Source organism: Ramlibacter sp., assembly GCF_035554825.1.
GTDB lineage: Bacteria > Pseudomonadota > Gammaproteobacteria > Burkholderiales > Burkholderiaceae_C > Ramlibacter.
On record NZ_DATMHS010000173.1, the window covers coordinates 87,473 to 111,965 of the forward strand.

Annotated in this window: 22 protein-coding genes; all 22 read right to left on the bottom strand. The window is 67.8% G+C overall.

All coding sequences use genetic code 11. The annotated features are described in order from the left end of the window. Nucleotides 1-4 precede the first annotated feature (4 nt). Nucleotides 5-250 (bottom strand): BolA family protein, encoded by a 246-nt coding sequence (locus tag VNT59_RS21205; protein WP_325501856.1) that lies wholly within the window; start codon nt 248-250, stop codon nt 5-7. Nucleotides 251-272: 22 nt separating this feature from the next. Next, nucleotides 273-1,028 carry an ABC transporter permease gene (locus VNT59_RS21210; protein WP_325501858.1) on the bottom strand — a complete coding sequence of 252 codons (756 nt, stop codon included), beginning with the start codon at nt 1,026-1,028 and terminating at the stop codon, nt 273-275. Then, nucleotides 1,025-1,951, bottom strand: coding sequence for an ABC transporter ATP-binding protein (locus VNT59_RS21215; RefSeq protein WP_325501860.1), 927 nt, complete (start codon nt 1,949-1,951; stop codon nt 1,025-1,027). Before VNT59_RS21215 ends, VNT59_RS21210 begins: the two co-directional genes overlap by 4 nt. A gap of 58 nt (nt 1,952-2,009) precedes the next feature. Then, on the bottom strand, nt 2,010-2,282 hold the full coding sequence (locus tag VNT59_RS21220) for an STAS domain-containing protein (protein ID WP_325501918.1): 273 nt from the start codon (nt 2,280-2,282) through the stop codon (nt 2,010-2,012). 40 nt (nt 2,283-2,322) lie between these two features. After that, complete coding sequence (locus tag VNT59_RS21225) at nt 2,323-2,985, bottom strand: ABC transporter substrate-binding protein (RefSeq protein ID WP_325501862.1); 663 nt, start codon at nt 2,983-2,985, stop codon at nt 2,323-2,325. Between the two features lie 117 nt (nt 2,986-3,102). After that, nucleotides 3,103-3,930, bottom strand: a complete 828-nt coding sequence (locus tag VNT59_RS21230) for a VacJ family lipoprotein (RefSeq protein WP_325501864.1) — start codon at nt 3,928-3,930, stop codon at nt 3,103-3,105. Beyond that, nucleotides 3,927-4,406, bottom strand: coding sequence for an outer membrane lipid asymmetry maintenance protein MlaD (gene mlaD / locus VNT59_RS21235; protein WP_325501866.1), 480 nt, complete (start codon nt 4,404-4,406; stop codon nt 3,927-3,929). The genes VNT59_RS21230 and mlaD overlap by 4 nt, the downstream gene beginning before the upstream one ends. Before the next feature lie 13 nt (nt 4,407-4,419). Beyond that, nucleotides 4,420-5,202 carry a lipid asymmetry maintenance ABC transporter permease subunit MlaE gene (mlaE, locus tag VNT59_RS21240; protein WP_325501868.1) on the bottom strand — a complete coding sequence of 261 codons (783 nt, stop codon included), beginning with the start codon at nt 5,200-5,202 and terminating at the stop codon, nt 4,420-4,422. Nucleotides 5,203-5,239: 37 nt separating this feature from the next. Beyond that, the gene (locus tag VNT59_RS21245; RefSeq protein WP_325501870.1) at nt 5,240-6,058 is read right to left on the bottom strand and encodes an ABC transporter ATP-binding protein; all 819 of its coding nucleotides are present in this window, start codon (nt 6,056-6,058) and stop codon (nt 5,240-5,242) included. Between the two features lie 165 nt (nt 6,059-6,223). Then, nucleotides 6,224-7,690 (bottom strand): glutamate synthase subunit beta, encoded by a 1,467-nt coding sequence (locus tag VNT59_RS21250; RefSeq protein ID WP_325501872.1) that lies wholly within the window; start codon nt 7,688-7,690, stop codon nt 6,224-6,226. A 61-nt stretch (nt 7,691-7,751) separates the two neighbouring features. Next, nucleotides 7,752-12,476, bottom strand: coding sequence for a glutamate synthase-related protein (locus VNT59_RS21255; protein ID WP_325501874.1), 4,725 nt, complete (start codon nt 12,474-12,476; stop codon nt 7,752-7,754). A 130-nt stretch (nt 12,477-12,606) separates the two neighbouring features. Then, nucleotides 12,607-13,311: a transposase gene (locus tag VNT59_RS21260; protein WP_325501876.1), complete on the bottom strand. Its 705-nt coding sequence runs from the start codon at nt 13,309-13,311 to the stop codon at nt 12,607-12,609. 42 nt (nt 13,312-13,353) lie between these two features. Next, the gene (locus VNT59_RS21265) at nt 13,354-14,232 is read right to left on the bottom strand and encodes an SAM-dependent methyltransferase (protein ID WP_325501878.1); all 879 of its coding nucleotides are present in this window, start codon (nt 14,230-14,232) and stop codon (nt 13,354-13,356) included. Nucleotides 14,233-14,237: 5 nt separating this feature from the next. Next, the gene (locus tag VNT59_RS21270; RefSeq protein WP_325501880.1) at nt 14,238-14,885 is read right to left on the bottom strand and encodes a hypothetical protein; all 648 of its coding nucleotides are present in this window, start codon (nt 14,883-14,885) and stop codon (nt 14,238-14,240) included. A 34-nt stretch (nt 14,886-14,919) separates the two neighbouring features. Further along, complete coding sequence (locus VNT59_RS21275) at nt 14,920-16,155, bottom strand: MFS transporter (RefSeq protein ID WP_325501882.1); 1,236 nt, start codon at nt 16,153-16,155, stop codon at nt 14,920-14,922. A 1-nt stretch (nt 16,156) separates the two neighbouring features. Beyond that, nucleotides 16,157-17,287, bottom strand: a complete 1,131-nt coding sequence (locus tag VNT59_RS21280; RefSeq protein ID WP_325501884.1) for a deoxyguanosinetriphosphate triphosphohydrolase — start codon at nt 17,285-17,287, stop codon at nt 16,157-16,159. Nucleotide 17,288: 1 nt separating this feature from the next. Continuing rightward, the gene (gene aroB / locus VNT59_RS21285) at nt 17,289-18,395 is read right to left on the bottom strand and encodes a 3-dehydroquinate synthase (protein WP_325501886.1); all 1,107 of its coding nucleotides are present in this window, start codon (nt 18,393-18,395) and stop codon (nt 17,289-17,291) included. 10 nt (nt 18,396-18,405) lie between these two features. Beyond that, the gene (locus tag VNT59_RS21290; RefSeq protein WP_325501888.1) at nt 18,406-18,945 is read right to left on the bottom strand and encodes a shikimate kinase; all 540 of its coding nucleotides are present in this window, start codon (nt 18,943-18,945) and stop codon (nt 18,406-18,408) included. Next, nucleotides 18,927-21,128, bottom strand: coding sequence for an Ig-like domain-containing protein (locus VNT59_RS21295; RefSeq protein ID WP_325501890.1), 2,202 nt, complete (start codon nt 21,126-21,128; stop codon nt 18,927-18,929). The genes VNT59_RS21290 and VNT59_RS21295 overlap by 19 nt, the downstream gene beginning before the upstream one ends. A gap of 28 nt (nt 21,129-21,156) precedes the next feature. Next, a complete protein-coding gene (gene pilQ / locus VNT59_RS21300) occupies nt 21,157-23,286 on the bottom strand; it encodes a type IV pilus secretin PilQ (RefSeq protein WP_325501892.1) in 2,130 nt (709 codons plus the stop codon). Next, entirely contained in the window at nt 23,283-23,825 is a 543-nt protein-coding gene (locus VNT59_RS21305; protein WP_325501894.1) for a pilus assembly protein PilP, read from the bottom strand. Before VNT59_RS21305 ends, pilQ begins: the two co-directional genes overlap by 4 nt. Then, entirely contained in the window at nt 23,822-24,493 is a 672-nt protein-coding gene (locus tag VNT59_RS21310) for a type 4a pilus biogenesis protein PilO (RefSeq protein WP_325501896.1), read from the bottom strand. Before VNT59_RS21310 ends, VNT59_RS21305 begins: the two co-directional genes overlap by 4 nt.

The following is a 24,493-nucleotide window of genomic DNA, read 5'->3' on the forward strand; positions in this document are numbered from 1 at the left end:
GCTGTCAGGCCTTCTGAGCGGCTTCCCACTCGGCGGGCGTGAGCGCGTGGATCGACAGCGCATGCACCTCGTCCGTCTTCATTCGCGCGCCCAGCGTCTCGAACACGCGCTGATGGCGCTTGATCGAGCGCAGGCCTTCGAACTCGGGCGAAACCACGAGCGCCGTCCAGTGGCGGCCGTCGCCGTCGACGTCGATGTAGTCGCAGCGCAGCTTGGCGCTGATGATGGATTTGAGTTCGTCAGCAGTCATGGTGGTGGCCGGCGGCTGGAGTTCAGCTCCGGATTTTGTAGCCGATGCGCAGCAGGTGCACGGCGATCGCGCTCACGGCGACCATCGCCGTGGCCACGATACCCAGGCTGAGCCAGGGCGACACGTCGCTCACCCCGAAGAAGCCGTAGCGGAAGCCGTCGATCATGTAGAAGAACGGGTTGAGATGGCTCACGTCCTGCCAGAAGCCGGGCAGCGAATGGATCGAGTAGAACACGCCGGACAGGAACGTCATCGGCATGATGACGAAGTTCTGGAAGGCCGCCATCTGGTCGAATTTCTCGGCCCAGAGTCCGGCGATGATGCCCAGCGCCCCCAGCATCGAGGCGCCCAGCACCGCGAAGACGACGATCCACGCCGGCGCGACGAACGCCGGACGACCGAAGAAGCTGGTGACCGCGAACACGCCGACGCCGACGGCCAGCCCGCGCGCCACCGAGGAACCGACGTAGGCGACGAACCAGCTCCAGTGGGACAGCGGCGTGAGCAGCACGAACACCAGGCTGCCCATGATCTTGCTCTGGATCAGGGACGACGAGCTGTTGGCGAACGAGTTCTGCAGCACGCTCATCATCACCAGCCCGGGCACCAGGAACGCCGTGTAGCTGACCTGGTTGTAGACCTTGACATGGTCCTGCAGCACATGGCCGAAGATCAGCATGTACAGCACCGCCGTGAGCACCGGCGCGGCGACGGTCTGGAAGCTCACCTTCCAGAACCGCAGCACTTCCTTGTAGAACAGGGTCTGCCAGCCCGTCATGCCGGCACCGCCTGCTGCGTATGCTGCGACATCACGTCCAGGAACACGTCCTCGAGGTCCGCCTTGCGGATTTCCACGTCTTCCACCCGCAGCCCGGCCTGGCGGATGCCGGCCAGGTACTGCTCGATCTCCTGCGCGTCATGCGCGGGCAGTTGCACGATGCGGCCGGTCACGCGCGCCTTCTCCGCGAATTCGCTCGGCAGCTGGCCGTCGACCTTGAACCGCAGCACGTTGCTGGAGGCGGCCTGCAGCAGCACGCTGGTGCGTTCCAGCGCCACCACCCGGCCGGTCTTGAGCATGGCGATGCGGCCGCACAGGGCCTCTGCCTCTTCGAGGTAGTGCGTCGTCAGCAGCACCGTGTGGCCCTCGCGATTGAGCTTGGCGATGAATTGCCAGAGCGTCTGGCGCAGCTCGACGTCGACGCCGGCCGTCGGCTCGTCGAGCACGATCACGGGCGGCTTGTGCACCAGCGCCTGCGCGACCAGGACCCGCCGCTTCATGCCGCCCGAGAGCTGGCGCATGTTCGATTCCGCCTTGTCGGCGAGCCCGAGGCTCTCGAGCAATTCGTCGATCCAGGGGCCGTTGTTGGTCACGCCGAAATAGCCGGACTGGATCCGCAGCGCCTCCCGGACGTTGAAGAACGGATCGAACACGAGTTCCTGCGGGACGACGCCGAGCTGGCGCCGCGCATTCGCATAGTCGCGCTGCACGTCGAACCCGCGCACCGTCACCTGGCCGGCGCTGGGCCGCACCAGGCCCGCCAGGATGCTGATCAGCGTGGTCTTGCCGGCGCCATTGGGCCCCAGCAGCCCGAAGAACTCGCCTTCCTGGATGTCGAACGACACGCCGTCCAGCGCCTTGAGCGCGCCGGCCCGGGACACCGGATAGGTTTTCGAGACCGACTGGAAGGAAATCGCGGGCATGGGAGCCTCCGATTCTAGCCAGCCGCCCCCGGCGGCGCCCCGGGGCGCCCGAGCTTCCCTACGGCGCGGCCGGAAGCAGTTCGGCCACCCCGTACAGCGTGGCCAGTTCCCGCAGGCGCGCCGGCAGGCGGCCCACCGAGAAGCTCTTGCCCAGGGCCAGCGCTTCGCGGCGGCAGTCCAGCAGCACGGCGAGCGCGGACGAATCGAACTGCGTCAGCGGGCCGGCGTCGGCCACGACGGCCGATTCAGGCAAGGCCCGCATCGCCTGCGCCAGCATCTGGGCGCACGGACCCGCCTGTTCGTGGGTGAGGCGCGCGGGCAGGACCAGCATGTTCATGCGCCGCGCCGGTCGCGGCGGAGGCGCGGCGCCATCAGCCCTTCTTCCCGTTCGCGCCGCCGTTGGCGGCGTTGGAGCGGTTGCGCTCGGCCAGGGTGGCGATCAGGCCGTCGATGCCCTTGGCATTGATCTCGGGCGCGAACTGGCTGCGATAGGTATCCACCAGCCACACCCCCAGCACGTTCAGGTTGTAGATGCGCCAGCCGGCGCCCTGCCCCGGCGTCTTCTCCATGCGGTATTCGAGCTGGATCGGCTCCCCCTTGCCGCGGATTTCGCTGCGCACCACGACATCGGTGTCGCCCGGCGAAGCGCGCAACGGCAGGATGCTGATGGTCTGGTCGTTCACCTGCGACAGCGCGCCCGAGTAGGTGCGAATCAGCAAGGTCTTGAACTCGTCCTGCAGCCGCTTCTTCTGCTCCGGCGTGGCCTGGCGCCAGGCAGGTCCCACGGCGGCGGCGGTCATGCGCTGGAAGTTCACGTTCGGCATGATCTTGCTGTCGACCAGGGCCATGATCTTCGACGTGTCGCCGGCCTGGATCGACTTGTCGGACTTGATCGTGGCGAGCACTTCGTCCGACAGCCGCCTGATCATCGCGTCCGGCGTCTCGTCGGCCGCCAGCACCAGGGAGGGCAGGCCCGCGAACGCAGCCATGGCCAGCACACCGGCAGCCAGTCGCCCGAGATCTCGTCGCTTCATTCACTTTCCTTTCGCGGAAACTCCGCAGTTCAACCGTTGGAACCGGAATCCGCCCATCGGTTCCGGCCGCCGCCGCGCGCGCTGCAACAGCGGGCAACGGCGGCGGCCCGGGCTCCTTCAACGCGCCGGCGGCGGGCTGTCCTCCTCGGGCTCGGGTGGAATGTACCCGTCGCCGGTCCGCGACGGCGGCTCGTTGGCCGTGCCCGGCCGGCGGCCATCCCTCGGCGCGGGTCCGGGCTCGTAGATCTCCGCCCGCCGCCGCTGCAGGTGCGCGTCGCGCGTGAAGCTGTACTTGTCGAGCGAGGCTTCGCTGAGCACCGAAGTCACCCGCAGCAGGTCGGCCCGCTGGTCCACGGCCCGCAGCGTATAGAGCGACCAGCGCACGTCCCAGTCGCTGATCTGGTGCAGCGGATCGGCCGCGCGGTCGAACGGCAGCGCCGCCGCGTCGCGCACCGTCGACGGCCCGAAGAACGGCAGCATGAGGTACGGGCCGGCCGGCACGCCCCAGCGCCCCAGGGTCTGGCCCAGATCCTCCTTGTGCCGCTCGATGTTCAGCTCGCTCGCGATGTCGAGGATGCCGGCGAAGCCGAACACCGTGTTCACCTCGAAGCGCAGGATGTTCTCCGCCGCGTTGTGGAACTTCAGCTGCAGCGCGCTGTTGACGGCGGACCAGACGTCGCGCAGGTTGCCGAAGAAATTGCTCACGCCGGTGCGCGCCAGGCCCGGCACCGTGTTCCGGTAGGCCGTGGCCGCCGGCTTGAGGGCCACCGCATCCACGGCCTCGTTGAACTCCATCATCTTGCGGTTGAACGGCTCGAACGGGTCGCGCGGATTGGCGTTGGGGCCGCTCGCGCAGCCGGCGAGCAGGCCCAGCAGGAGGGCCGCGACGGCGAACAGGGCGCGGCGCGGCGCCGCAGCGGGGGAAATCGGCGTGGGGATCTTCATTTCTTCGCGCCCGGCGCGCTGGCGTCGGCGGCCTTGTTGTACAGGAACTGACCGATGAGGTTCTCCAGCACCACGGCGGATTGGGTCTGGGCAATGGTATCCCCGGCGGCGAGGTTCTTCTCGTCGGCGCCCGCCTGGATGCCGATGTACTGCTCGCCCAGCAGGCCGCTGGTGAGGATCTTCAACGAGCTGTCCTTCGGGAAGCCGTAGCGGTTCTCCAGCGCCAGCGTCACGCGGGCCTGGAAGCTCTTGTCGTCGAAGCTGATCGACTCGACCCGGCCGACGACCACGCCGGCGCTCTTGACCGCCGCCTGGCGCTTGAGGCCGCCGATGTTGTCGAACTTGGCGATCACCTGGTAGGTGGGCTGGAAGCTGAGCGACAACAGGTTCGCCGACTGCAGGGCCAGGAACAGGATCGCCACCGCGCCGATCAGCACGAACAGCCCTACCCAGACATCGCTCCTGGAGCGTTCCATTGCGCTTTCTCCTTCAAATGCTGAACATCATGGCCGTCAGGACGAAGTCGAGCCCCAGCACGCTGAGGGACGACACGACCACGGTCCGCGTGGTGGCCCGTGACACGCCCTCGGGGGTCGCCTGGGCCTCGAAGCCCTCGAACACGGCGATGAACGTGACGGCGACGCCGAACACCAGGCTCTTGACCACGCCGTTGCCCACATCTTTCCACACGTCGACGCCGCCTTGCATCTGGCCCCAGAACGCGCCCGGATCGACGCCGATCATCAGCACGCCGACCACCCAGCCGCCGATCACGCCAACGGCGCTGAACACCGCCGCCAGCAGCGGCAAGGCGATCACGCCACCCCAGAAGCGGGGCGCGAGCACGCGCCGCACCGGGTCGACGGCCATCATTTCCATCGCGCTCAGCTGTTCGCCAGCCTTCATCAGCCCGATCTCGGCCGTGAGCGAGGTGCCGGCCCGCCCCGCGAACAGCAATGCCGTGATCACCGGCCCCAGCTCGCGCAACAGGCTGAGCGCGACCATCAGGCCGAGCGCCTCGGACGAGCCGTAGCGTTGCAGGATGTAATAACCCTGGAGCGCCAGCACGAAACCGACGAACAGGCCGGACACGGCGATGATGGCCAGCGAATAGTTGCCCAGGAAGTGGACCTGGTCGCGCACCAGCCCGAAGCGCCGCATGCTGGCGCCGAACAACGCCACCAGGCGCGCGAACAGCCGGGCGCCATGGCCGAGATCGGCCAGCTTGCGCCTCATCAGGTAACCCAGGTTGGCAGGATGCAACCAGCTCATGCCTTGCTCCCGGCCAGGGCGGCCGTGCCCGACGACGTCATCCGCGGAACCCTCCGCCGAAATCCTCCGGCACGCTCGGGCCGGGGTAGTGGAAATGCACCGGCCCTTCCGGGCGTGCGTGAACGAACTGGTCCACCAGTGGATCGGTCGAATTCATCACTTCCTGCGGCGTGCCTTCGGCCGCGATGCGGCCGTTGCCGAGCACGATCACCCGGTCGGCGATGGCGAACACTTCTTCCAGGTCATGCGATACCACCAGGCTGGTGATCCCCAGGGTGTCGTTCAGCCGACGGATCAGCTGTGCCGCCGTGCCGAGGGAAATCGGGTCCAGCCCCGCGAAAGGCTCGTCGTACATGATCAGTTCGGGATCGAGCGCGATGGCCCGGGCCAGCGCCACCCGCCGCGCCATGCCGCCCGAAATCTGCGACGGCATCAGGTCGCGCGCGCCGCGCAGGCCGACCGCGTTGAGCTTCATCAGCACGATGTCGCGTACCAGCGCTTCCGGCAGGTGGGTGTGCTCGCGCAGGGGAAAGGCCACGTTATCGAACACGCTGAGATCGGTGAACAGCGCCCCGAACTGAAACAGCATGCCCATCCGGCGGCGCACGGCGTACAGGCCCGCCTGGTCGAGCCGGCCCACGTCTTCGCCGTCGAACAGCACCTCGCCCTGCCGCGGCCGGACCTGACCGCCGATCAGGCGCAGGATCGTGGTCTTGCCGCCGCCGGACGCACCCATCAGCGCGGTCACCTTGCCGCGCGGCACGGTCAGCGTGACGTCCTGAAGCACGACGCGCTCGCCATAGCCGAAGGTCACATGGCGGCATTCCACGAGGGCCGTGGGATGGGGATCGGTCATCCGGCGGGAAAGGCCGGATTGACGCCGGCCGGGAAATGAGGATGCAGGGATGATACGACCTTGCGCCAAACGGCTCAGCCGTCCGTCGGCCGCCGCCCCTGCCCCGGTCGGGAACCGGGCCCCGCCCGGTTTCCTCTGCGTTCAGCTTTCACAAATCGGAGAGGATCAGCGCGGCAGGTCGCTGAATCCCATCAGGTATTCGTCGACCGCACGCGCAGCTTGCCGCCCCTCCCTGATTGCCCACACCACCAGCGACTGGCCGCGGCGCATGTCGCCGGCCGCGAACACGCCCTTCACGTTGGTCGCGTAGCCGCCGTCGAAGTCGGTGCTGGCCCTGGCGTTGCCCCGGTTGTCCTGGTCGACGCCGAATCCTTCCAGGATCGAGGCGACCGGGCTGACGAACCCCATGGCCAGCAGCACGAGATCGGCCTCGTACACCTTCTCGGTGCCGGGTACCTCGACCATCTTGCCGTCCTTCCACTCGACGTGGACGGTCTTCAGGCCCGTGACCTTGCCGTTCTGGCCGACGAATTCCTTGGTGGCGATGGCGAACTCGCGCGTGCACCCTTCCTCGTGGCTGGAACTGGTGCGCAGCTTGTACGGCCAGTACGGCCACGTCAGCGGCTTGTTCTCTTGCTCCGGCGGCTGCGGCATCAATTCGAACTGGATCACGCTCTTGGCGCCGTGCCGGTTGCTGGTGCCCACGCAGTCGGAGCCGGTGTCGCCGCCGCCGATCACGATCACCCGCTTGCCGTCGGCCCGGATCTGCCCCTTGATCTTGTCGCCGGCGTTGATCTTGTTCTGCTGCGGCAGGAACTCCATCGCGAAGTGCACCCCGTCCAGGTCGCGCCCGGGCACCGGCAGGTCGCGCGACTGCTCGGCGCCACCGGTCAGCACCACGGCCTCGAACTGCTGGCGCAGCTCCTCGGGCGTGATTGTTTCCTTGGCCCAGTTGGTCACCTTCGAGCCCTTGGGCAGCTTGCCCACCATGACGCCGGTGCGCACCGTCACGCCTTCGGCCTTCATCTGCTCAACGCGGCGGTCGATCTGGAACTTTTCCAGCTTGAAGTCGGGAATGCCGTAGCGCAGCAGGCCGCCGACCCGGTCGTTCTTCTCGAACAGCGTGACGTCGTGGCCGGCACGCGCGAGCTGTTGCGCGGCGGCCATGCCGGCCGGGCCGGAGCCGACCACCGCGACCTTCTTGCCGGTCTTGACCTTGGCGATCTTCGGCGTCACCCAGCCCTGCTCCCAGGCCTTGTCGATGATCGCGTGCTCGATCGACTTGATCCCGACCGGATCGTCGTTGATGTTGAGCGTGCACGCCGCCTCGCACGGCGCCGGGCAGATGCGGCCGGTGAATTCGGGATAGTTGTTGGTGGAGTCCAGCACCGTGAAGGCGTCCCGCCAGTCCTGCCGGTAGACCAGGTCGTTGAAGTCCGGAATCACGTTGTTGACCGGACAGCCGCTGTTGCAGAACGGCGTCCCGCAGTCCATGCAGCGCGCGCCCTGGATGCCCGCCTGTTTGTCGGTGAGCCGGACGACGAATTCCTTGTGGTTCTTCAGGCGCTCCTGGACCGGGCGGTAGCCCTCCTCGAGCCGCTCGTATTCCATGAAGCCGGTGATTTTTCCCATGGTTCTTTCCTCGTGCGGGGCGGCGCGCCGCCGCTCCCGCGTTCCTGCCTGCCGTCCCTGATTACGCCGCTGCGACGCTGTCGTGCTTCATCGACACCTGCGCGTTGCTGCCCGCGCTGGCCTCCTCGACTTCGCGCTCGTACATCTCGGCCAGGGCGCGCTTGTATTCGTTCGGGAACACCTTCACGAACCTGGTGCGCGCGACCGTCCAGTTGTCCAGCAATTCGCGGGCGCGGCGGCTGCCGGTCCAGCGGTTGTGGTCCTGCAGCAGCTTTTTCAGCAGCGCCTCGTCGGTCTGGTCCTTGTGCAGCCGGGTCTTGCCGGCCTGCTGTTCGGCGGCCGGCGCGACCGGCCCCAGCGAGACCATCGCGGTGTTGCAGCGGCTGGCGAACTGGCCGTCCTCGTCGTACACGTATGCGATGCCGCCTGACATGCCGGCGGCGAAGTTGCGGCCGGTCTTGCCGAGCACCACCACGGTGCCGCCCGTCATGTATTCGCAGCCATGGTCACCCGTGCCTTCCACCACCGCCGTCGCCCCCGACAGGCGTACGGCGAAACGCTCGCCGGCGACACCGCTGAAGAACGCCTCGCCGGTGGTGGCGCCGTACAGCGCGGTGTTGCCGATGATGATGTTCTGCGTTGCGATGCCGCGGAAATCGATGCTCGGGCGCACCACGATGCGCCCGCCTGACAGCCCCTTGCCGGTGTAGTCGTTGGCATCGCCGATCAGGTACAGCGTGACGCCCCGAGCCAGGAAGGCGCCGAACGACTGGCCGCCCGTGCCTTCGAGCTGGATGCGGATGCTGTCGTCCTCCAGCCCTTCCGGATGGACCTTGGTCACCGCGCCCGAGAGCATCGCACCCACCGAGCGGTTCACGTTGCGCGCGCGCTCGATGAACGAGACCTTCTCGCCGCGTTCGATCGCCGGGCGCGAGCGCTCGATCAGGATCCGGTCCAGGCTCTTCTCCAGGCCATGGTCCTGCGCCTCGCTGTGGAAGCGCGGCACGTCGGCCGGCACCTGGGGCTGGGCGAACAGGCGGCTGAAGTCCAGGCCGCGCGCCTTCCAGTGCGCGATGCCCTTCCTGGTGTCCAGCAGGTCGGCACGGCCGATCAGGTCGTCGAACTTGCGGATGCCCAGCTGCGCCATGATCTGGCGCACTTCCTCGGCCACGAAGAAGAAGTAGTTGACGACATGCTCGGGCTTGCCGGAAAACTTCTTGCGCAGCACCGGGTCCTGCGTGGCGACGCCCACCGGGCAGGTGTTGAGGTGGCACTTGCGCATCATGATGCAGCCTTCGACCACCAGCGGCGCGGTCGCGAAGCCGAATTCGTCGGCGCCGAGCAAGGCGCCGATGGCGACGTCGCGGCCGGTCTTCATCTGGCCGTCGGCCTGCACCCGGATCCGGCCCCTGAGCCGGTTCAGCACCAGGGTCTGCTGGGTTTCCGCGAGGCCGATTTCCCAGGGGCTGCCCGCGTGCTTGATCGACGACCAGGGCGAAGCGCCGGTGCCGCCGTCATGGCCGGCGATCACCACATGGTCGCTCTTGCACTTGGCGACACCGGCGGCCACCGTGCCGACTCCCACCTCCGACACCAGCTTGACGCTGATCGACGCATGCGGCGCCACGTTCTTCAGGTCGTGGATCAGCTGCGCCAGGTCCTCGATCGAGTAGATGTCGTGGTGCGGCGGCGGCGAGATCAGGCCGACGCCCGGCACCGAGTAGCGCAGCTTGCCGATGTACTTGGACACCTTGCCGCCCGGCAGCTGGCCACCTTCGCCCGGCTTGGCGCCCTGCGCCATCTTGATCTGGATCTGGTCCGACGATGCGAGGTATTCCGCCGTGACCCCGAAGCGGCCCGAGGCCACCTGCTTGATGCGCGAGCGCAGCGAGTCGCCCGCGTTCAGCGGGTAGTCGACCTCGACGACCTCGCGGCCGATGATGTCGGCGACGGTCTGGCCCTGCTTGATCGGAATGCCCTTGAGCTCCTGGCGGTAGCGGGCCGGATCCTCGCCGCCCTCGCCCGTGTTGCTCTTGCCGCCGATGCGGTTCATCGCCACGGCCAGCGTGGTGTGGGCCTCGGTGGAGATCGAGCCCAGCGACATGGCGCCGGTGGCGAAGCGCTTGACGATGTCCTTGGCCGGCTCGACCTCGTCGATCGGAATCGCCTTGGAGGGATCGATGCGGAACTCGAACAGCCCGCGCAGCGTCATGTGGCGGCGGCTCTGGTCGTTGATCAGCTGGGCGTACTCCTTGTACGTGTTCCAGTTGTTGGCGCGCGACGCATGCTGCAGCTTGGCGATCGCGTCGGGCGTCCACATGTGCTCCTCGCCGCGGGTGCGCCAGGCGTACTCGCCGCCGGCGTCCAGCATCGTGGCCAGCACCGGGTCATCGCCGAAGGCCGCCTTGTGCATGCGGATCGCCTCTTCCGCGATCTCGAACACGCCGATGCCTTCGACGCGGCTGGCGGTGCCGGTGAAATACTTTTCCACGGTGCCGCTGTTCAGGCCGATGGCCTCGAACAGCTGCGAGCCGCAGTAGCTCATGTACGTGCTCACGCCCATCTTGGACATGATCTTGGACAGGCCCTTGCCGACCGCCTTCACATAGTTGTAGATCGCCTTGTCGGCCGACAGGTCGCCCGGCAGGTCACGGCAGATCGAGACCAGCGTCTCCATCGCCAGGTACGGGTGCACCGCTTCGGCGCCGTAGCCGGCCAGCACGGCGAAGTGATGCACTTCGCGCGCCGTGCCGGTTTCCACCACCAGCCCGGCGGTGGTGCGCAGGCCCTCGCGCACCAGGTGCTGGTGGATCGAGGACAGGGCCAGCAGCGCCGGAATGGCGACGCGCTGCGGCCCCACCGCCCGGTCGCTGACGATCAGGATGTTCTTGCCGCCCCGGATCGCGTCCACCGCTTCGGCATTGAGCGAGGCCAGTTTCGCTTCGACCCCCTCATGGCCCCACTCGAAGGGATAGGTGATGTCCAGCGTGTAGCTGCGGAACTTGCCCTGGGTCTGCTTGTCGATGTCGCGCAGCTTCTGCATGTCCGCGAAATCGAGCACCGGCTGGCTCACCTCCAGCCGCATCGGCGGGTTCACCTGATTGATGTCCAGCAGGTTCGGCTTGGGACCGATGAAGGACACCAGCGACATCACGATCGCTTCGCGGATCGGGTCGATCGGCGGGTTGGTCACCTGCGCGAACAGCTGCTTGAAGTAGTTGAACAGCGGCTTGTTCTTGGACGACAGCACGGCCAGCGGGCTGTCGTTGCCCATCGAACCGATGCCTTCTTCGCCGGCCTGCGCCATCGGCGAAATCAGGAACTTGATGTCTTCCTGGGTGTAGCCGAACGCCTGCTGGCGATCGAGCAGCTCGACGTCGCTGTGCGGCACCTTGCCCGACGTGTCGGACAGGTCGTCGAGCTTGATGCGCAGGTTCTCGATCCACTGCTTGTACGGCTTGCTGTTGGCGAGGTTGGCCTTGACCTCCTCGTCGTCGATCATGCGGCCCTGCTCCAGGTCGATCAGGAACATCCGGCCCGGCTGCAGGCGCCACTTGCGCACGATCTTGTCTTCCGGCACCGGCAGCACCCCGGACTCGGACCCCATGATCACCAGGTCGTCGTCCGTGACGCAGTAGCGGGCCGGACGCAGGCCGTTGCGGTCGAGGGTCGCGCCGATCTGGCGGCCGTCGGTGAACACGATCGAGGCCGGGCCGTCCCAGGGCTCGAGCATGGCGGCGTGGTACTCGTAGAACGCCTTGCGGCGCTCGTCCATCAACGTGTGCTGCTCCCACGGCTCGGGGATCATCATCATCACCGCCTGGCTCAGCGGGTAGCCGGCCATCGTGAGCAGTTCGAGGCAGTTGTCGAAGGTGGCGGTGTCCGACTGGGTGGGGAAGCTGATCGGGTACAGCTTCTTGAGATCGGTGCCCAGCACGGGCGAGCTCATCACGCCTTCGCGGGCCTTCATCCAGTTGTAGTTGCCCTTGACCGTGTTGATCTCGCCGTTGTGGGCGACATAGCGGTAGGGGTGAGCCAGCGGCCACTCGGGGAAGGTGTTGGTGGAGAAGCGCTGGTGGACCAGGCCCAGGGCCGAGACGCAGCGCGGGTCCTTGAGGTCGAGGTAATAGGTGCCGACCTGGTCGGCCAGCAGCAGTCCCTTGTAGACCACCGTGCGGCTCGACATGCTCGGAACGTAGTACTCCTTGCTGTGCTTGAGCTGCAGGTTCTGGATGGCGGCACTGGCCGTCTTGCGGATCACGTACAGCTTGCGCTCGAGCGCGTCCTGCACGATCACGTCGGTGCCCCGGCCGATGAAGATCTGCCGGATGATCGGCTCCTTGCTGCGCACCGCGGGCGACATCGGCATCTCGCGGTCCACCGGCACGTCGCGCCAGCCGAGCAGCACCTGCCCTTCGGCCTTGACGGCCCGCTCCAGTTCCTGCTCGCACGCCAGCCGCGAGGCGTGTTCCTTGGGCAGGAAGATCATGCCGACGCCGTATTCGCCGGGCGGCGGCAGCTCGACCCCCTGCTTGGCCAGTTCGTCCCGGTACAAGGCGTCGGGCATCTGGATCAGGATGCCGGCGCCGTCGCCCATCAGCTTGTCGGCGCCGACGGCGCCGCGATGGTCGAGGTTTTCCAGGATCTTCAGCGCCTGCTGGATGATGCCGTGGCTCTTCTCGCCCTTGATGTGCGCCACGAAGCCGACGCCACATGCGTCGTGCTCGTTGCCGGCCGCATACAGGCCTTCTGCTTGCAAATGGGAAATCTCGGCAGCCGTCGTCATGGCGCGCTCCTGCTGGTTCTGGGGGAAGCGGCGAGAATACTGCAGCGCAGCAAGCGTGCCAAGCGAAATAATAAGGGTCAGATTCCAATTATTTCCATAGATCAGATGCCACCATCAAATAAGGGACAGATTAAAGCGCCGGCGCTCGCCCAGCTGCACGCGGCCTGCCGGCGCGACTCTTGGTCACCCGGCGCTCGGTGCGGCGCTGCAGCTCGGCCACGTAATCCGCATCGCCCAGGGCCCAGCCACGCAGCACGGAATCGGTGAGGGCGCGCTCCTGCGCCGACGGGATTCCGCGCTGCACCAGGTCGCTGTAGGCCGCTTCCCGCGCGAAAGGTGTATTGCCCAGCCCCCACCAGAGCGGGTGCGGCGTGACCAGGCGGTCGATGCGGCGCCCGACGTAGTGCGCGTGGCTCGACCACGGGTAGTCCGCAGCGCTGTCCATGAGCCCTGCCCGGACCGGGTTGAGATCCAGATAGACCATGCAGGCCAGCAGGTAGCGCTCCGGCTGGATCAGCGTTGATCGGTACCGCCCCTCCCACAAGGTGCCGGTGCGCCCCTGGCGTTGGTTGAAGCCGCGGACGTAGCGGCGCCCCACGGCCTGCATCAGCCCCGGGATGCCTTCAGCCGTTTCGGGCGTGGCCAGCAGGTGAAAGTGATTGCTCATCAGCACATACGCGTGGATCGCGACCCCACTCTTGCGTGCGTGCTCGTCCAGCAGGTCCAGCAGCGACTGGTAATCGTCGGGCGCGGCGAAAATCGGCTGCCGGTTGTTGCCCCGCTGGATGATGTGGTGGGGATGACCGGGAACGGTCAACCGGGGGAGGCGGGCCATGGCGCGACTGCACTGGGCAGCTGAATATTGATCCGACCCCAATTATGCGATGCCGGCGTAACGCGTCGCTTCGAGTGACTCCAGTCCGAATTCGGCCAACAGGGCCCGCAGCCGCTGGCCGGCACTGCGCTTGCCGTGGCCGGTGCGGCGCGCCAGGATCAATTCGTTCTTGAGGCTGTGCTCCCAGCCCACGAGTTCGGTCACGGTCACCTGGTACCCCATTGCCTCCAGGTACAGGCAGCGCAAGACATTGGTGAGCTGGCTGCCCAGCTCGCGCGTGTGCAGCGGGTGCCGCCACAGCTCGGCCAGTGGCGTGCGCGACAGCGACAGCGCCTTGTTCTGGCGCAGCCGCGCCGCCAGTTCGGCCTGGCAACAAGGCACCAGCACCATGAAGCGGGCCTGCTTGCGCAGGCCGAAGGCGATCGCGTCGTCGGTGGCGGTGTCACAGGCGTGCAGTGCCGTCACCACGTCGATGCTTGCCGGCAGCGCCGCCTCGTCCTTCGCGTCGGCGGCACTGATGTTCAGGAACGACATCCGCTCGAATCCGAGCCGCCCGGCGAGCGCCCGCGCGCGTTCCACCAGCTCGCCGCGGGTCTCGATGCCGTAGATGTGGCCGCAGCCGCGCGGCTTGAAGAACAGGTCGTAGAGGATGAAGCCCAGATAGGACTTGCCGGCGCCGTGGTCCGCCAGCGTCGGCCGCTCCGGGGATTGGGGCAGCTCCAACAGCAGCTTCTCGATGAACTGGTACAGGTGGTAGACCTGCTTGAGCTTGCGGCGCGAATCCTGGTTGATGCGGCCCTCGCGCGTCAGGATGTGCAATTCCTTGAGCAGTTCCGTGGACTGCCCCGGACGCAGTTCGAGCGCGTCGGACGTGTTGGACGATGGATCCTTGAGCGTAGCCGCGGCTGCCGGGCGGGCCATGGCGGTCATCCGAAGCGGTTCGGCTGGCCGACAACCAGCTTGGCGAGTTCGTCCATGAGCTCGGCTGCCACCCGCACCGCCGGAAAGCGCCGCTCCAGCACGTCGAAGCCACTGGCGTTGAGGATGCGAAAGCCCAGCGCGCCCCGGTCGTGATCGGCCGTGATGTGCACGCTGCCGCGCGTTTCGGTGATGTATTCGAACTCGATCGCCTGCAAGGTGTTCTTCTCCGGATGGCGGATTTCGCGCCGCTCGTGCTTGACCGGTCCCATCATCAAGCGTGACTCGACGCGCTGCAGGTCGGGCGGGAAGTTGACCCGGACCCGGCCCTCGACGGGCTGTCCCACCTGCGGCACCACCCGCCAACCCATCGCGACGTATTCGAACGCTTCGCGCGCAAGAATCAGCTTCTTGCGCGAATCGACCCGGAATTCAGCCAGCTTCATGGCCGGCCAGGGAGTGCGGCCATCGAGACTGAAGCGCGGCGCGGCCGGCTGGATGACATTCAGCTGGCGCGCCAGGTCGCCCAGGTAGTCGAGCGCGAAGCGGCACGCCGCCTCGGTGCGGGCGATGCTTTCTTCCAGGTCCCGCCGCTGCAGTCCCTGCTGGTTCTGCAAGGCGTTGGCCTGCGATTTCAGTTGGTTGAGGAAGCTCACGACCGGCCGGGTACGTCGCCAAGACGCGACGATTCTACGTCCGCTGCCCCAGCCGATTCGGCGCCGCGAGCGGCCGGCTCACGGCGCTGCCGATCAGCGTGGACAGGGCCACTCCGGCCGCGGCGCAGCCGCCCGTGACCACCCAGCTCCACTGCCAGCCGCCCGCGCGGGCGGCCACCAGGGCCACCAGCGGCGGGCCGCAGAACTGCCCGAGCGAAGAGCACTGCTGCATCCAGCCGACCGTGGTCGAGACCGTCCCCTCGCCCGGCGCCAGCCGCACCGCCAGCGAAAACAGGGTGCCGGGGATGAGCCCGCCCACCGCAGAGAACACCAGCACGGCTGCATAGCGCAGGGCGGCGGCCGCGCGCGGACCCGGTTCGCCCCACACCGGCGCGAATGCCACGAAGGCCGCGGCGCCCATGGCCGCGAAGCCGAGGTGGAGCAGGACGTGCGGCCGGACACCACGCTGCAACAGGCGGCCGGATGCGATGTTGCCGGTGACGTTCACGGCCGCCGCCAGCGCCGTCGCCGCACCGGCGAGCGCCGGGCCGACGCCCGCCTGCGCGTACATCGTGGGCAGGAAGCCGATCACGGCCAGCCATTGGCTGGAATAGGCGGCGAAGCTCAGTGCCACCAGCCACGGTCCGCGTGCAGTGAGCGTGCGCCGCAGGCGCTGGCGCCATCCCGCGGCCGCGCCGTCGGCCGCAGGTCGGTGCGGCACGTCGGCCGGCAACACCCGACACAGCCACCAGGCGACCGCCCCGGAGAACCCCGCCAGCAGCCACCACCAGCCGGGCCATCCGGTGCCCGCGATCACCAGCGGACCGAGCAGCAGCGCCAACGCGGTGCCGAACGGCATGTAGGCGCCCCACAGGCCGAGCGCCGCGCTCATCCGCGCCGGTTCGACCAGGCGCCGGATGAGGCTCGGCGCCGGCATCGAGGCAAGCAGGAAACCAAGTCCTTCGGCGGCGCGCAGCGCCATGAGCGCCGAGGGGTTGCCCGCCCAGCCCCCCAGCACCCCGGCCGTCGACAGCAGCACCAGGCCGGCGACCATTGTCCGCTTCAGGCCGAGGCTGTCGGCCACCAGTCCCGCCGCCAGCCCCAGCGTCATGCCCGCGAGTTGGACCAGCGAGAGCAGGAAGCCGGCCTGGATCAGCGTGACGCCCAGGCTCTGGGCCAGCGCCGGCAGCGCCGGCGGCAATTTGCCCACGTGCAGGGCGGCGGCGATGCCGCCCAGGAAGACCAGCAGCGCCGGGTCGATCTTGCGCATCTCAGGTCAGCAGGCGCGTGCCCGTGAGGCGCTCGTGCTCGCGCATCGCGAAGCGATCAGTCATGCCCGCGATGTAGTCGGCCACGGCGCGGGCCCGGTTCTCGCGTGCCGCGAAGTCCGGCGGCATCTGCTGCGGCTGCGCCCGGTAGGCGTCGAACAGCTCGCGCACGACCTGCCGGGCCTGGCCCGTCATGGCCAGCACCTGCGGATGCCGGTACAGGTTGCGCAGGAGAAAACCCTTCAATGCGGCCGATCGGGTGCGCATGCCGTCACCGAACGCGACCAGCGGCCCCGCGCGTCGCGCGTCGTCGGCCGAGGCCGGTGCCGCCGCGCGCAAGGCCGCGCCGGTCGCGTCGATCAGGTCGTAGACCTGTGCGCTGAGCATCCGTCGAATCGATTCGTACAGCACGCGCCGGCCCTGCAGTCGCGGGTGCTCGGCGAGCGCCTGCGCATGGAAGGTCCGGAACAGGTCCACCTCGCCGAGCTGATCGAGCGTGATCAGGCCCGAGCGCACGCCATCGTCGATGTCGTGCGCGTTGTAGGCGATTTCGTCCGCGAGGTTGCACAACTGGGCCTCCAGGCTGGGCTGGGTCCGCTCCAGGAAGCGGCGCGCCACCCCGCCCGGCTCGATCGCCTCCAGGCGCTGCGCATTGGCCCGCGAGCAGTGCTTCAGAATGCCCTCGCGCGTCTCGAAGGTCAGATTCAGGCCGTTGAATGCGGGGTAGCGTTCCTCGAGTTCGTCCACCACGCGCAGGCTCTGCAGGTTGTGCTCGAAGCCGCCGTGCTCGCGCATGCAGTCGTCGAGCGCGTCCTGCCCCGCATGGCCGAATGGCGTGTGGCCGAGATCATGGGCCAGGGCGATCGCCTCGACCAGATCCTCGTTCAGGCGCAGCGAGCGCGCCACCGATCGCCCGAGCTGCGCGACCTCCAGTGAATGGGTCAGGCGCGTGCGGAACAGGTCCCCCTCGTGATTCAGGAAGACCTGGGTCTTGTAGACGAGGCGTCGAAAGGCCGTCGAGTGCACGATGCGGTCGCGATCGCGCTGGTATTCCGTGCGCGTCGGCGCCGGTGGTTCCGCATGGCGTCGTCCGCGCGACTGCGCCGCATCGCAGGCGTAGGCAGCGAGGCTCATCTCAGGCCGGACGGCAGCAATCGGCGATGACTTCGCGCACCAGCGCGTCGGGCGCGCTGCGCACGACCGCGAGGCCCGGACGTTCGATCAGGACGAAGCGGATCTCGCCGGCTTCGGCCTTCTTGTCCACCCGCATCAGCTGCAGGTAGCGGTCGGCGCCGAGCGCCGGGCCGACGGTCGGCAGGCCCGCGCGCCGCAGCAGGCTGGTCACCCGCTGCACCCAGGCGCGGTCGAGCAAGCCGAGCCGCCGCGACAGCTCCATCGCCATGACCATGCCGCAGCCGACGGCCTCGCCATGGAGCCACGCACCGTAGCCGAGTCCGGCCTCGATTGCATGGCCGAAGGTGTGGCCGAAGTTCAGGACGGCTCGCAGGCCCGACTCGCGCTCGTCTTCGCCGACGACGGCGGCCTTGATCTCGCAACTGCGCCTGACGGCGTGCGCCAGCGCGTCCGTGTCGCGCCGCATCAGTGCCTCGATGTGGCTTTCGATCCAGTCGAGGAAGCTGGTGTCGGCGATCGGCCCGTACTTGATCACTTCGGCCAGGCCGGCACTGAACTCGCGCGGCGGCAGCGTCCGCAGCACGTCGAGATCGCAGACGACCAGCCGGGGCTGGTAGAAGGCCCCGATCATGTTCTTGCCCAGGGGATGGTTGATGCCTGTCTTGCCGCCGACCGACGAATCGACCTGCGCCAGCAGCGTGGTCGGCACCTGCACGAACGGCACGCCCCGCATGTAGCAGGCGGCCGCGAATCCGGCCATGTCGCCGACGACGCCGCCACCGAGCGCGTAGATCACGGTCTTGCGGTCGCAGCCATGCCCCAGCAAGGCGTCGAAGATCAGGTTCAACGTGGCCCAGGTCTTGTGGACCTCGCCGTCAGGCAGCACCACCAGGTGCAGTTGCTGGTGGCGGGGCGCGATCGCTGCCTGCAGCTGCCGTGCATAGAGCGGCGCGACCGTCGTATTGCTGACGATGACGCCATGCGCGGCCGCGGGCGCCGCCGACCAGCTGGCCGGATCGCCGATCAATCCGGCGCCGATGGCGATCGAGTAACTGCGGTCGCCGAGGGCGATCGGCACCTGATGGAGAACGGAGGAGGCTGCGGCCATGGCCGCCAGTTTAAGGGCGCGGTGGCACGGCGCCGGCCAGTTCCAGCTGCATCAACACCATGTTCACCAGGGTCGACACCGAGGGGCGCCCGGTTTCGATGACATAGTGGCAGGTCTCGCGGTAGAGCGGGTCGCGCTCTTCATACAGCGTGCGCAGGCGCTGCAGCGGATCGGCCACCTGCAGCAGGGGCCGCTGGCTGTCGTGGCGCAGCCGCCGATAAAGCTCTTCCGGGGGGGACCGCAGGTAGACGACGTGGGCCGAGTCGCGCAGCCGCTGCCGGTTGGCAGGCCGCAGCACGGCGCCGCCGCCGGTGGCCAGGACCCCGTCACCAGGGCCGGTGAGCTCGGCAATGACCTGTTCCTCGATGTCTCGAAACGCCGCCTCCCCCTCGCGGGCGAAAAACTCGCGAATCGGGCAACCGATGCGCTGCTCGATCTCGTGGTCCGAATCGCGAAAGGGCAGCCCGAGCCGCCGGGCGAGGTGGCGCCCGACGGTGGACTTGCCCGAACCGGGCAGGCCGATCAGAACGATCAGTTGGCGCTGGTGCAAGAATCTGAGAGGCCGAACGGGCTGATCTTGTTGGGGGGATCGCTGGTGGCGTCAGAGATATCGGCGGCCAGGACCTCCAGCGACCAGACCTGAGTCTGCACCGATTCGGTGCCGCCCGCACTCGCCCGGGCGGTGACGATGGTGTCGACCCAGTTGGCGAAATTCTTGCCGTACTGGAGATAGAAGGTCGCAAAGCCACCGGCGTCGGTGGTGACCGACGGGGGTGTCACCACGACCGGCAGGCCGGGATCGAGTTTTCCGTTGCCGTTGAGGTCCTGCCCGATCACGATCCCGTCACGCCGCACGTCCTCGTTGGCGCAGGTCGCGGAGACAAACTGGACCCACTTCATCGATGTGCCGCCCGGCGGAATGGCCAGCGAGAACGCGCCCTTCTGGTACCAATCCGGGTACACGGACAGCGTGACGGCCTTGTTGCCGACCGGCGCGCCGTTCGCGTCCGTGACATAGACCGAGAATTGCTTCTTGTATACGGGCTCGCTCAGCTCGCCGAGCAGGCGGCCCTTGCCGATCGAGATGAACAGGGACTGGCCGCTCACGGTCAGCGTGGCGGTACCCGACACGGTCGTCCCCTGAACGGCCGCCTGCACCTGCACGCCGTTGTTCGCCGTGGTCAAGGCGCCGGGAATGAATTGGACGGAGACCATGCCGTTGGCGTCGGTCACGCCCGAACCAGGCGAGATGGAACCGTTGCTCAGGTCGCTCAGCGCCGTGAAATTGACGACGCGTCCGGGGACCGGGTTGCCGGCGGCATCCCGAACGGTCGCCTGCAGCGTCGCCTGATTGGTGGTGGATCCGGCCAGATTCGGCAGTACCGCGCCAGGATTGGCCTGCAGCACGACCGAAGCCGGCGTCGTTGCCACGAATGTCAACGGCAGCAAGGTCTGCGACGTGCCGGCCCGCGCCACGATGCTGGCGGGACCGGAGGTCGTGGAACTGACGCTCGTGGACGCCCGTCCATTGGCGTCCGTCGTCACGTTCGCCACCGAAATGGCGCCGCGTGTCGTGCTGAAGGTGACCGCCCGACCGGCGACGGGAGCACCGCCACTGAGCAGTCGCACCGTCACGCTCTGGGCTGCGCCGATCGCGACGGCGGTATTGGCGACCGGCGTTTCGAAGGCGAAATCTTCGGCGCTCACGGCGACACTCGCACTGGTGCTGGCGCCGAGCCCGCGCACCGACAGGGTGTCGGTCCCCGAATTGACCGCCCGGTACGTGAACCTGCCGGCGCCAAGCGCGTCGGTGACCAGTTGCGAGGGCGTCACCGTGTTGCCGATGGCAGAGGTGACGGCGAGCGAGGCGCCGGAGATCGGCGAGCCGTTCGAGTCGCGCGCCGTCACGGCAAAGCTGGTCGTCCCGCCGAGCAGGACCGAGCTGTCCCCGACCAGCGACAGCGTCGTGCCGGTGACCACCACCGTCATGGTCTGCTTCACACCGCCGGCGCTGGCCGTCACCAGAATGTCGCGATTGGAACGGTCGCCGCCGGGCGAGAGGCTGATGCTGGTCACCGGCTGGCCCGCGGAGCCTGTCTTGGGCGCCGGCAGGGCGCCGATGAGGTTGCCGGAGTTGGCGGTGAAGGTCACCGTCTGCGTCGGCATGGCGCGGTTCTGCGCGTCCTTCACCGCGACCGTGAAGCTCACGGTGGAGTTGGGCGCCGAGGAAAGTTGGGTGGACGAAGCGAACAATTCCACGGCCGCGGGAATCTGCGCATCCGGGGTCGAAATGGATCCGACCACCTGGACGCCCAGCGTCCCCGTCTTGGCCGCCTTGCCGGCCACGGTGGCGGCGGCGGAGATGGTGGCGGCGCCGGCGGCGCTGCCATTGGCAGGCGTGAGCTGGATCGTCGCCACGCCGTTGGCATCGGTCAGCGCCGTGCCGCCTGCGGGCACGAAGCCGATCAGGTTGGCGTCGCTGGTGAAGGTCACCACCGTCCCGGCGACCGTGGCGCCGGACACGTCGCGCACCGTGGCTCGCACGAACGATGCCGAGGTGCTGCTGACGTTGGTTGTCGGCGCCCCGGCCGCATCGACCAGCTCCATCGTGATGGTCGGAGTGGCGTTGGCGCCCCCACCGGTGGATGTCGTGCCGGCACTCCCGCCGCCACCGCCGCAAGCTGTCATCAAGGCAGCGAGCAGCAGGCCCGCCAGCAGTCTCATCAGGTGCATCTTCGCTCCTCTTTCCAGATCTGGGTTGTCAACGCGCGGCCGCGCGGTCGGCGATCATCTTCGGGGTGATGAAGACGAGCATTTCCTGCTTGTTGGAACTGCGCTGCCGGCTCTTGAACAGGTTGCCCACGGCCGGGAGGTCGCCCAGCAGCGGCACCTTGGCCTCGTTTTCGCTTTCCGTCAGTTCGAAAATGCCGCCGATGACGACGGTGCCGCCGTTTTCCACCAGCACCTGCGTCTTGATGTGCTTGGTGTTGATCGCGATGCCGGCCGCCGTCGTTTCGCCGCGGCTGTCCTTGTTGATGTCCAGGTCCAGGATGATGTTGCCTTCGGGCGTGATCTGCGGCGTCACTTCCAGCTTCAGGGTGGCGCGCCGGAATGCCACGGCGGTGGCACCGCTCGACGTGGCCTGCTGGTACGGAAATTCCGTTCCCTGCTCGATCATGGCCTTGGTCTGGTCGGCGGTGACGATGCGCGGGCTCGACACCAGCTTGCCCTTGCCGTCGGCTTCCAGCGCCGAGAGCTCCAGATTCAGGAACCGGTTGGCGGCGGCGCTGAACAGCGAGATCGCGAACGTCGACGGCGTGAAGCCGCCCTGCCCCACCGCCGGCAGGTTCACGAACGTGGTGTTGTTGGTGTCGAGCGTGCCGGAGCCTTCACCGGTGGTGGCCGACACCGCGTTGTACGTGCCGCCGATGGCGACGCGCGTATTGCCGTTGATCTGGTAGCCGGGATCGCCGCCGCGCACGCCGCGCAGGTCGCTGCCGCCCAGGCGCACGCCCAGCGACTTGCCGAAGGTGTCCGACGCCTCGACGATGCGGGCTTCGATCAGCACCTGGCGCACGGCGATGTCCAGCTTTCCGATCAGCTGCTGCACCTGCTCCAGCCGGGCCGGAATGTCGGTGACGAACAGCTGGTTCGTGCGCGGCTCGGCGATCACGCTGCCGCGCGTGCTCAGGATCCGGGCGGCGCCGGTTCCGGCCGTGATCTGGGTCGCGATCTCGGCCGCCTTCGTGTAATTGAGCTGAAAGGACTGCGTGCGCAGCGGCTCCAGGTTCTGGATCGCGTTGCGCGACTCCAGGTCGAGCTTCTCCTTGGCCGCGATCTCGTCCTTCGGCGCGATCCATAGCACGTTGCCGCTCTTGCGCATGCCCAGGCCCTTGGCCTGCAGCACGATGTCGAGGGCCTGGTCCCACGGCACGTCCTTCAGTCGCAGCGTCACGGAGCCGGTCACCGAATCCGAGGTCACGACGTTGAAGTTCGTGAAATCGGCGATCACCTGCAGCAGTGCCCGGACTTCGATGTTCTGGAAGTTGAGCGACAGCTTCTCGCCGGTGAAGCCCGGGCCCTGGCTCAGCTTGGTCGGATCCACCTTCAGCTGCCGGACCTCGACCACGAACTGGTTGTCGCTCTGGTACGCGGAGTGCTCCCAGGCGCCACGCGGCTCGATGATGACCCGCACCCGGTCTCCCACCTGCGAGGTGGTGACGCTGTTCACCGGGGTGCCGAAATCGGTCACGTCCAGCCGCCGGCGCAGGCCCTCGGGCAGCGACGACTTGAGGAATTCGACCACCAGGTTCTGGCCCTGCTGACGGATGTCGACCCCGACCTGGTTGCTCGGCAGCGCGACGATCACGCGGGCGGAGCTGTCGGGGCCACGGCGGAAGTCGAGGTCCCTGATCGGCTGGGTCTCCGCGTTGCGGCTTTCGGCAAAGACCGGCGCGGCCGACGGGGCCGGTCCAGCCACCGCGGTCTGACCGAGCACCACCAGCAGCGACTTGCCCTGCAACTGGGCGCTGTACGACGCCGCCGACTTGAGATTCACCACCAGCCGCGTGCGCTCGCCGGCCTGCACGATGTTGACCGAACGCACGTTGCCCTGGTTGATTTCGACCGTGTTGCGGCCCAGGCCGTTGCTGGCGCCGGGGACGTCCAGCGCGATGCGGGCCGGGGACTGGATCGCGAATCCGGCCGGCACGGCCTGCAGCGGCTGCGAGAAATCGATGCGTACGACTTCGACCCCGCCCTGGATCTGGGTGCTGACGGCCTCGACGACCGGCTGGGCCTGGGCGACGGCTGGCAGGCACGCCGCCCCGACCGACCACAGCAGGACCGCGAACGCCCATGCGCTGCGCCAGGGGACCAGTTTCTTGTTCATTTCGACCTCTCTTGCAGCTGCAATGTGGCTGGGCGCTCGATCCACTCACCCGCCGCGTCCTGCACGATCTCGCGCAGCACCACCTCGGTTTCGGTCACCTTCACGATGCGGCCGTAGTTCTGCCCCAGGTAATTGCCGGGACGCACCTGGTACAGCAGGTTGTCGACGCGCACCAGCGCCATCGGCTTGCCCTGCTTCAACAGGCTGCCGACCATCGCCATCGCATCCAGCGGGTACGCCTCCAGCGGCTCCTTGCGCCGCGCGAGCTCGGGCGCCACCAACGCCGCATTGGACGTCGACTGCGCCGATTCGCGCCGCAGTGCCTGCGTGAGCTTCTGGTTGCTGAACGGGTCGACCGAGCGCTCCTCGGTGTACGCCTGCGGCGAAAACCGCTTCGGCTCGGGGATCGGGTCGACCTTCGGCCGCGTCTGCGCCCGCTGCTGGCGCATCCAGTCCTGCAGTTCGTCCTGCCCGGACTGGCTGCAGGCGCCGAGCAACAGCGACAGCGCCGCGATGCTGATGACGCTGTGGCGGCTCATTTCTTCTTCCCCGCTGGCGCCGCCTTGCGCTGCGACGCCACTTCCTCGGCGTCCAGATAGCGGAAGGTCTTCGCAGTCGCGTCCATGGTGAGGTTCCCGTCCTTGACCGGCGCGAATGCGAGGTTGTTCAGCGTCACGATCCGCGACAGGTTGGCGATGTCCGAAGCGAAGGCGCCCATGTCGTGGAACCGGCCGGTCACCCGCACGGCGATCGGGAGTTCGGCGTAGTACTCCTTGACGCTCACCTGCCCGGGGCGGAACAGTTCGAAGTTCAGGCTGCGGCCGAGGCCGGCCTGGTTGATGTCCGACAGCAGCGCGTCCATCTCGGCCTTGCTGGGCAACTGCTTTTCGAGCTGGGTCACGTATTGCTGCACCTGCTCGCGCTGCTTCTTGAGCGCGTCCAGGTTGACGGCCTGCGCCAGCTTCTTCTTGTAGTCCTCGCGCAGCTTGACTTCCTTCTTCTGCTCGGCCTCGAGCTCCTCCGCCGAGCCGGTGAGCCACAGGAACCAGAGCACGGCGACGATGGCCGCCATGAGGAACGCGCACAAGGCGATCCGCGGCAGCAGCGGCCAGGAGCCCGGGTCGTTGGGGTTCAGGCCGCGGAACTGGCGGGTCACCGCCTGCTGCATGGCGGCGAAGTCGATCTTTGGCATGTTGACGCTCGCCAT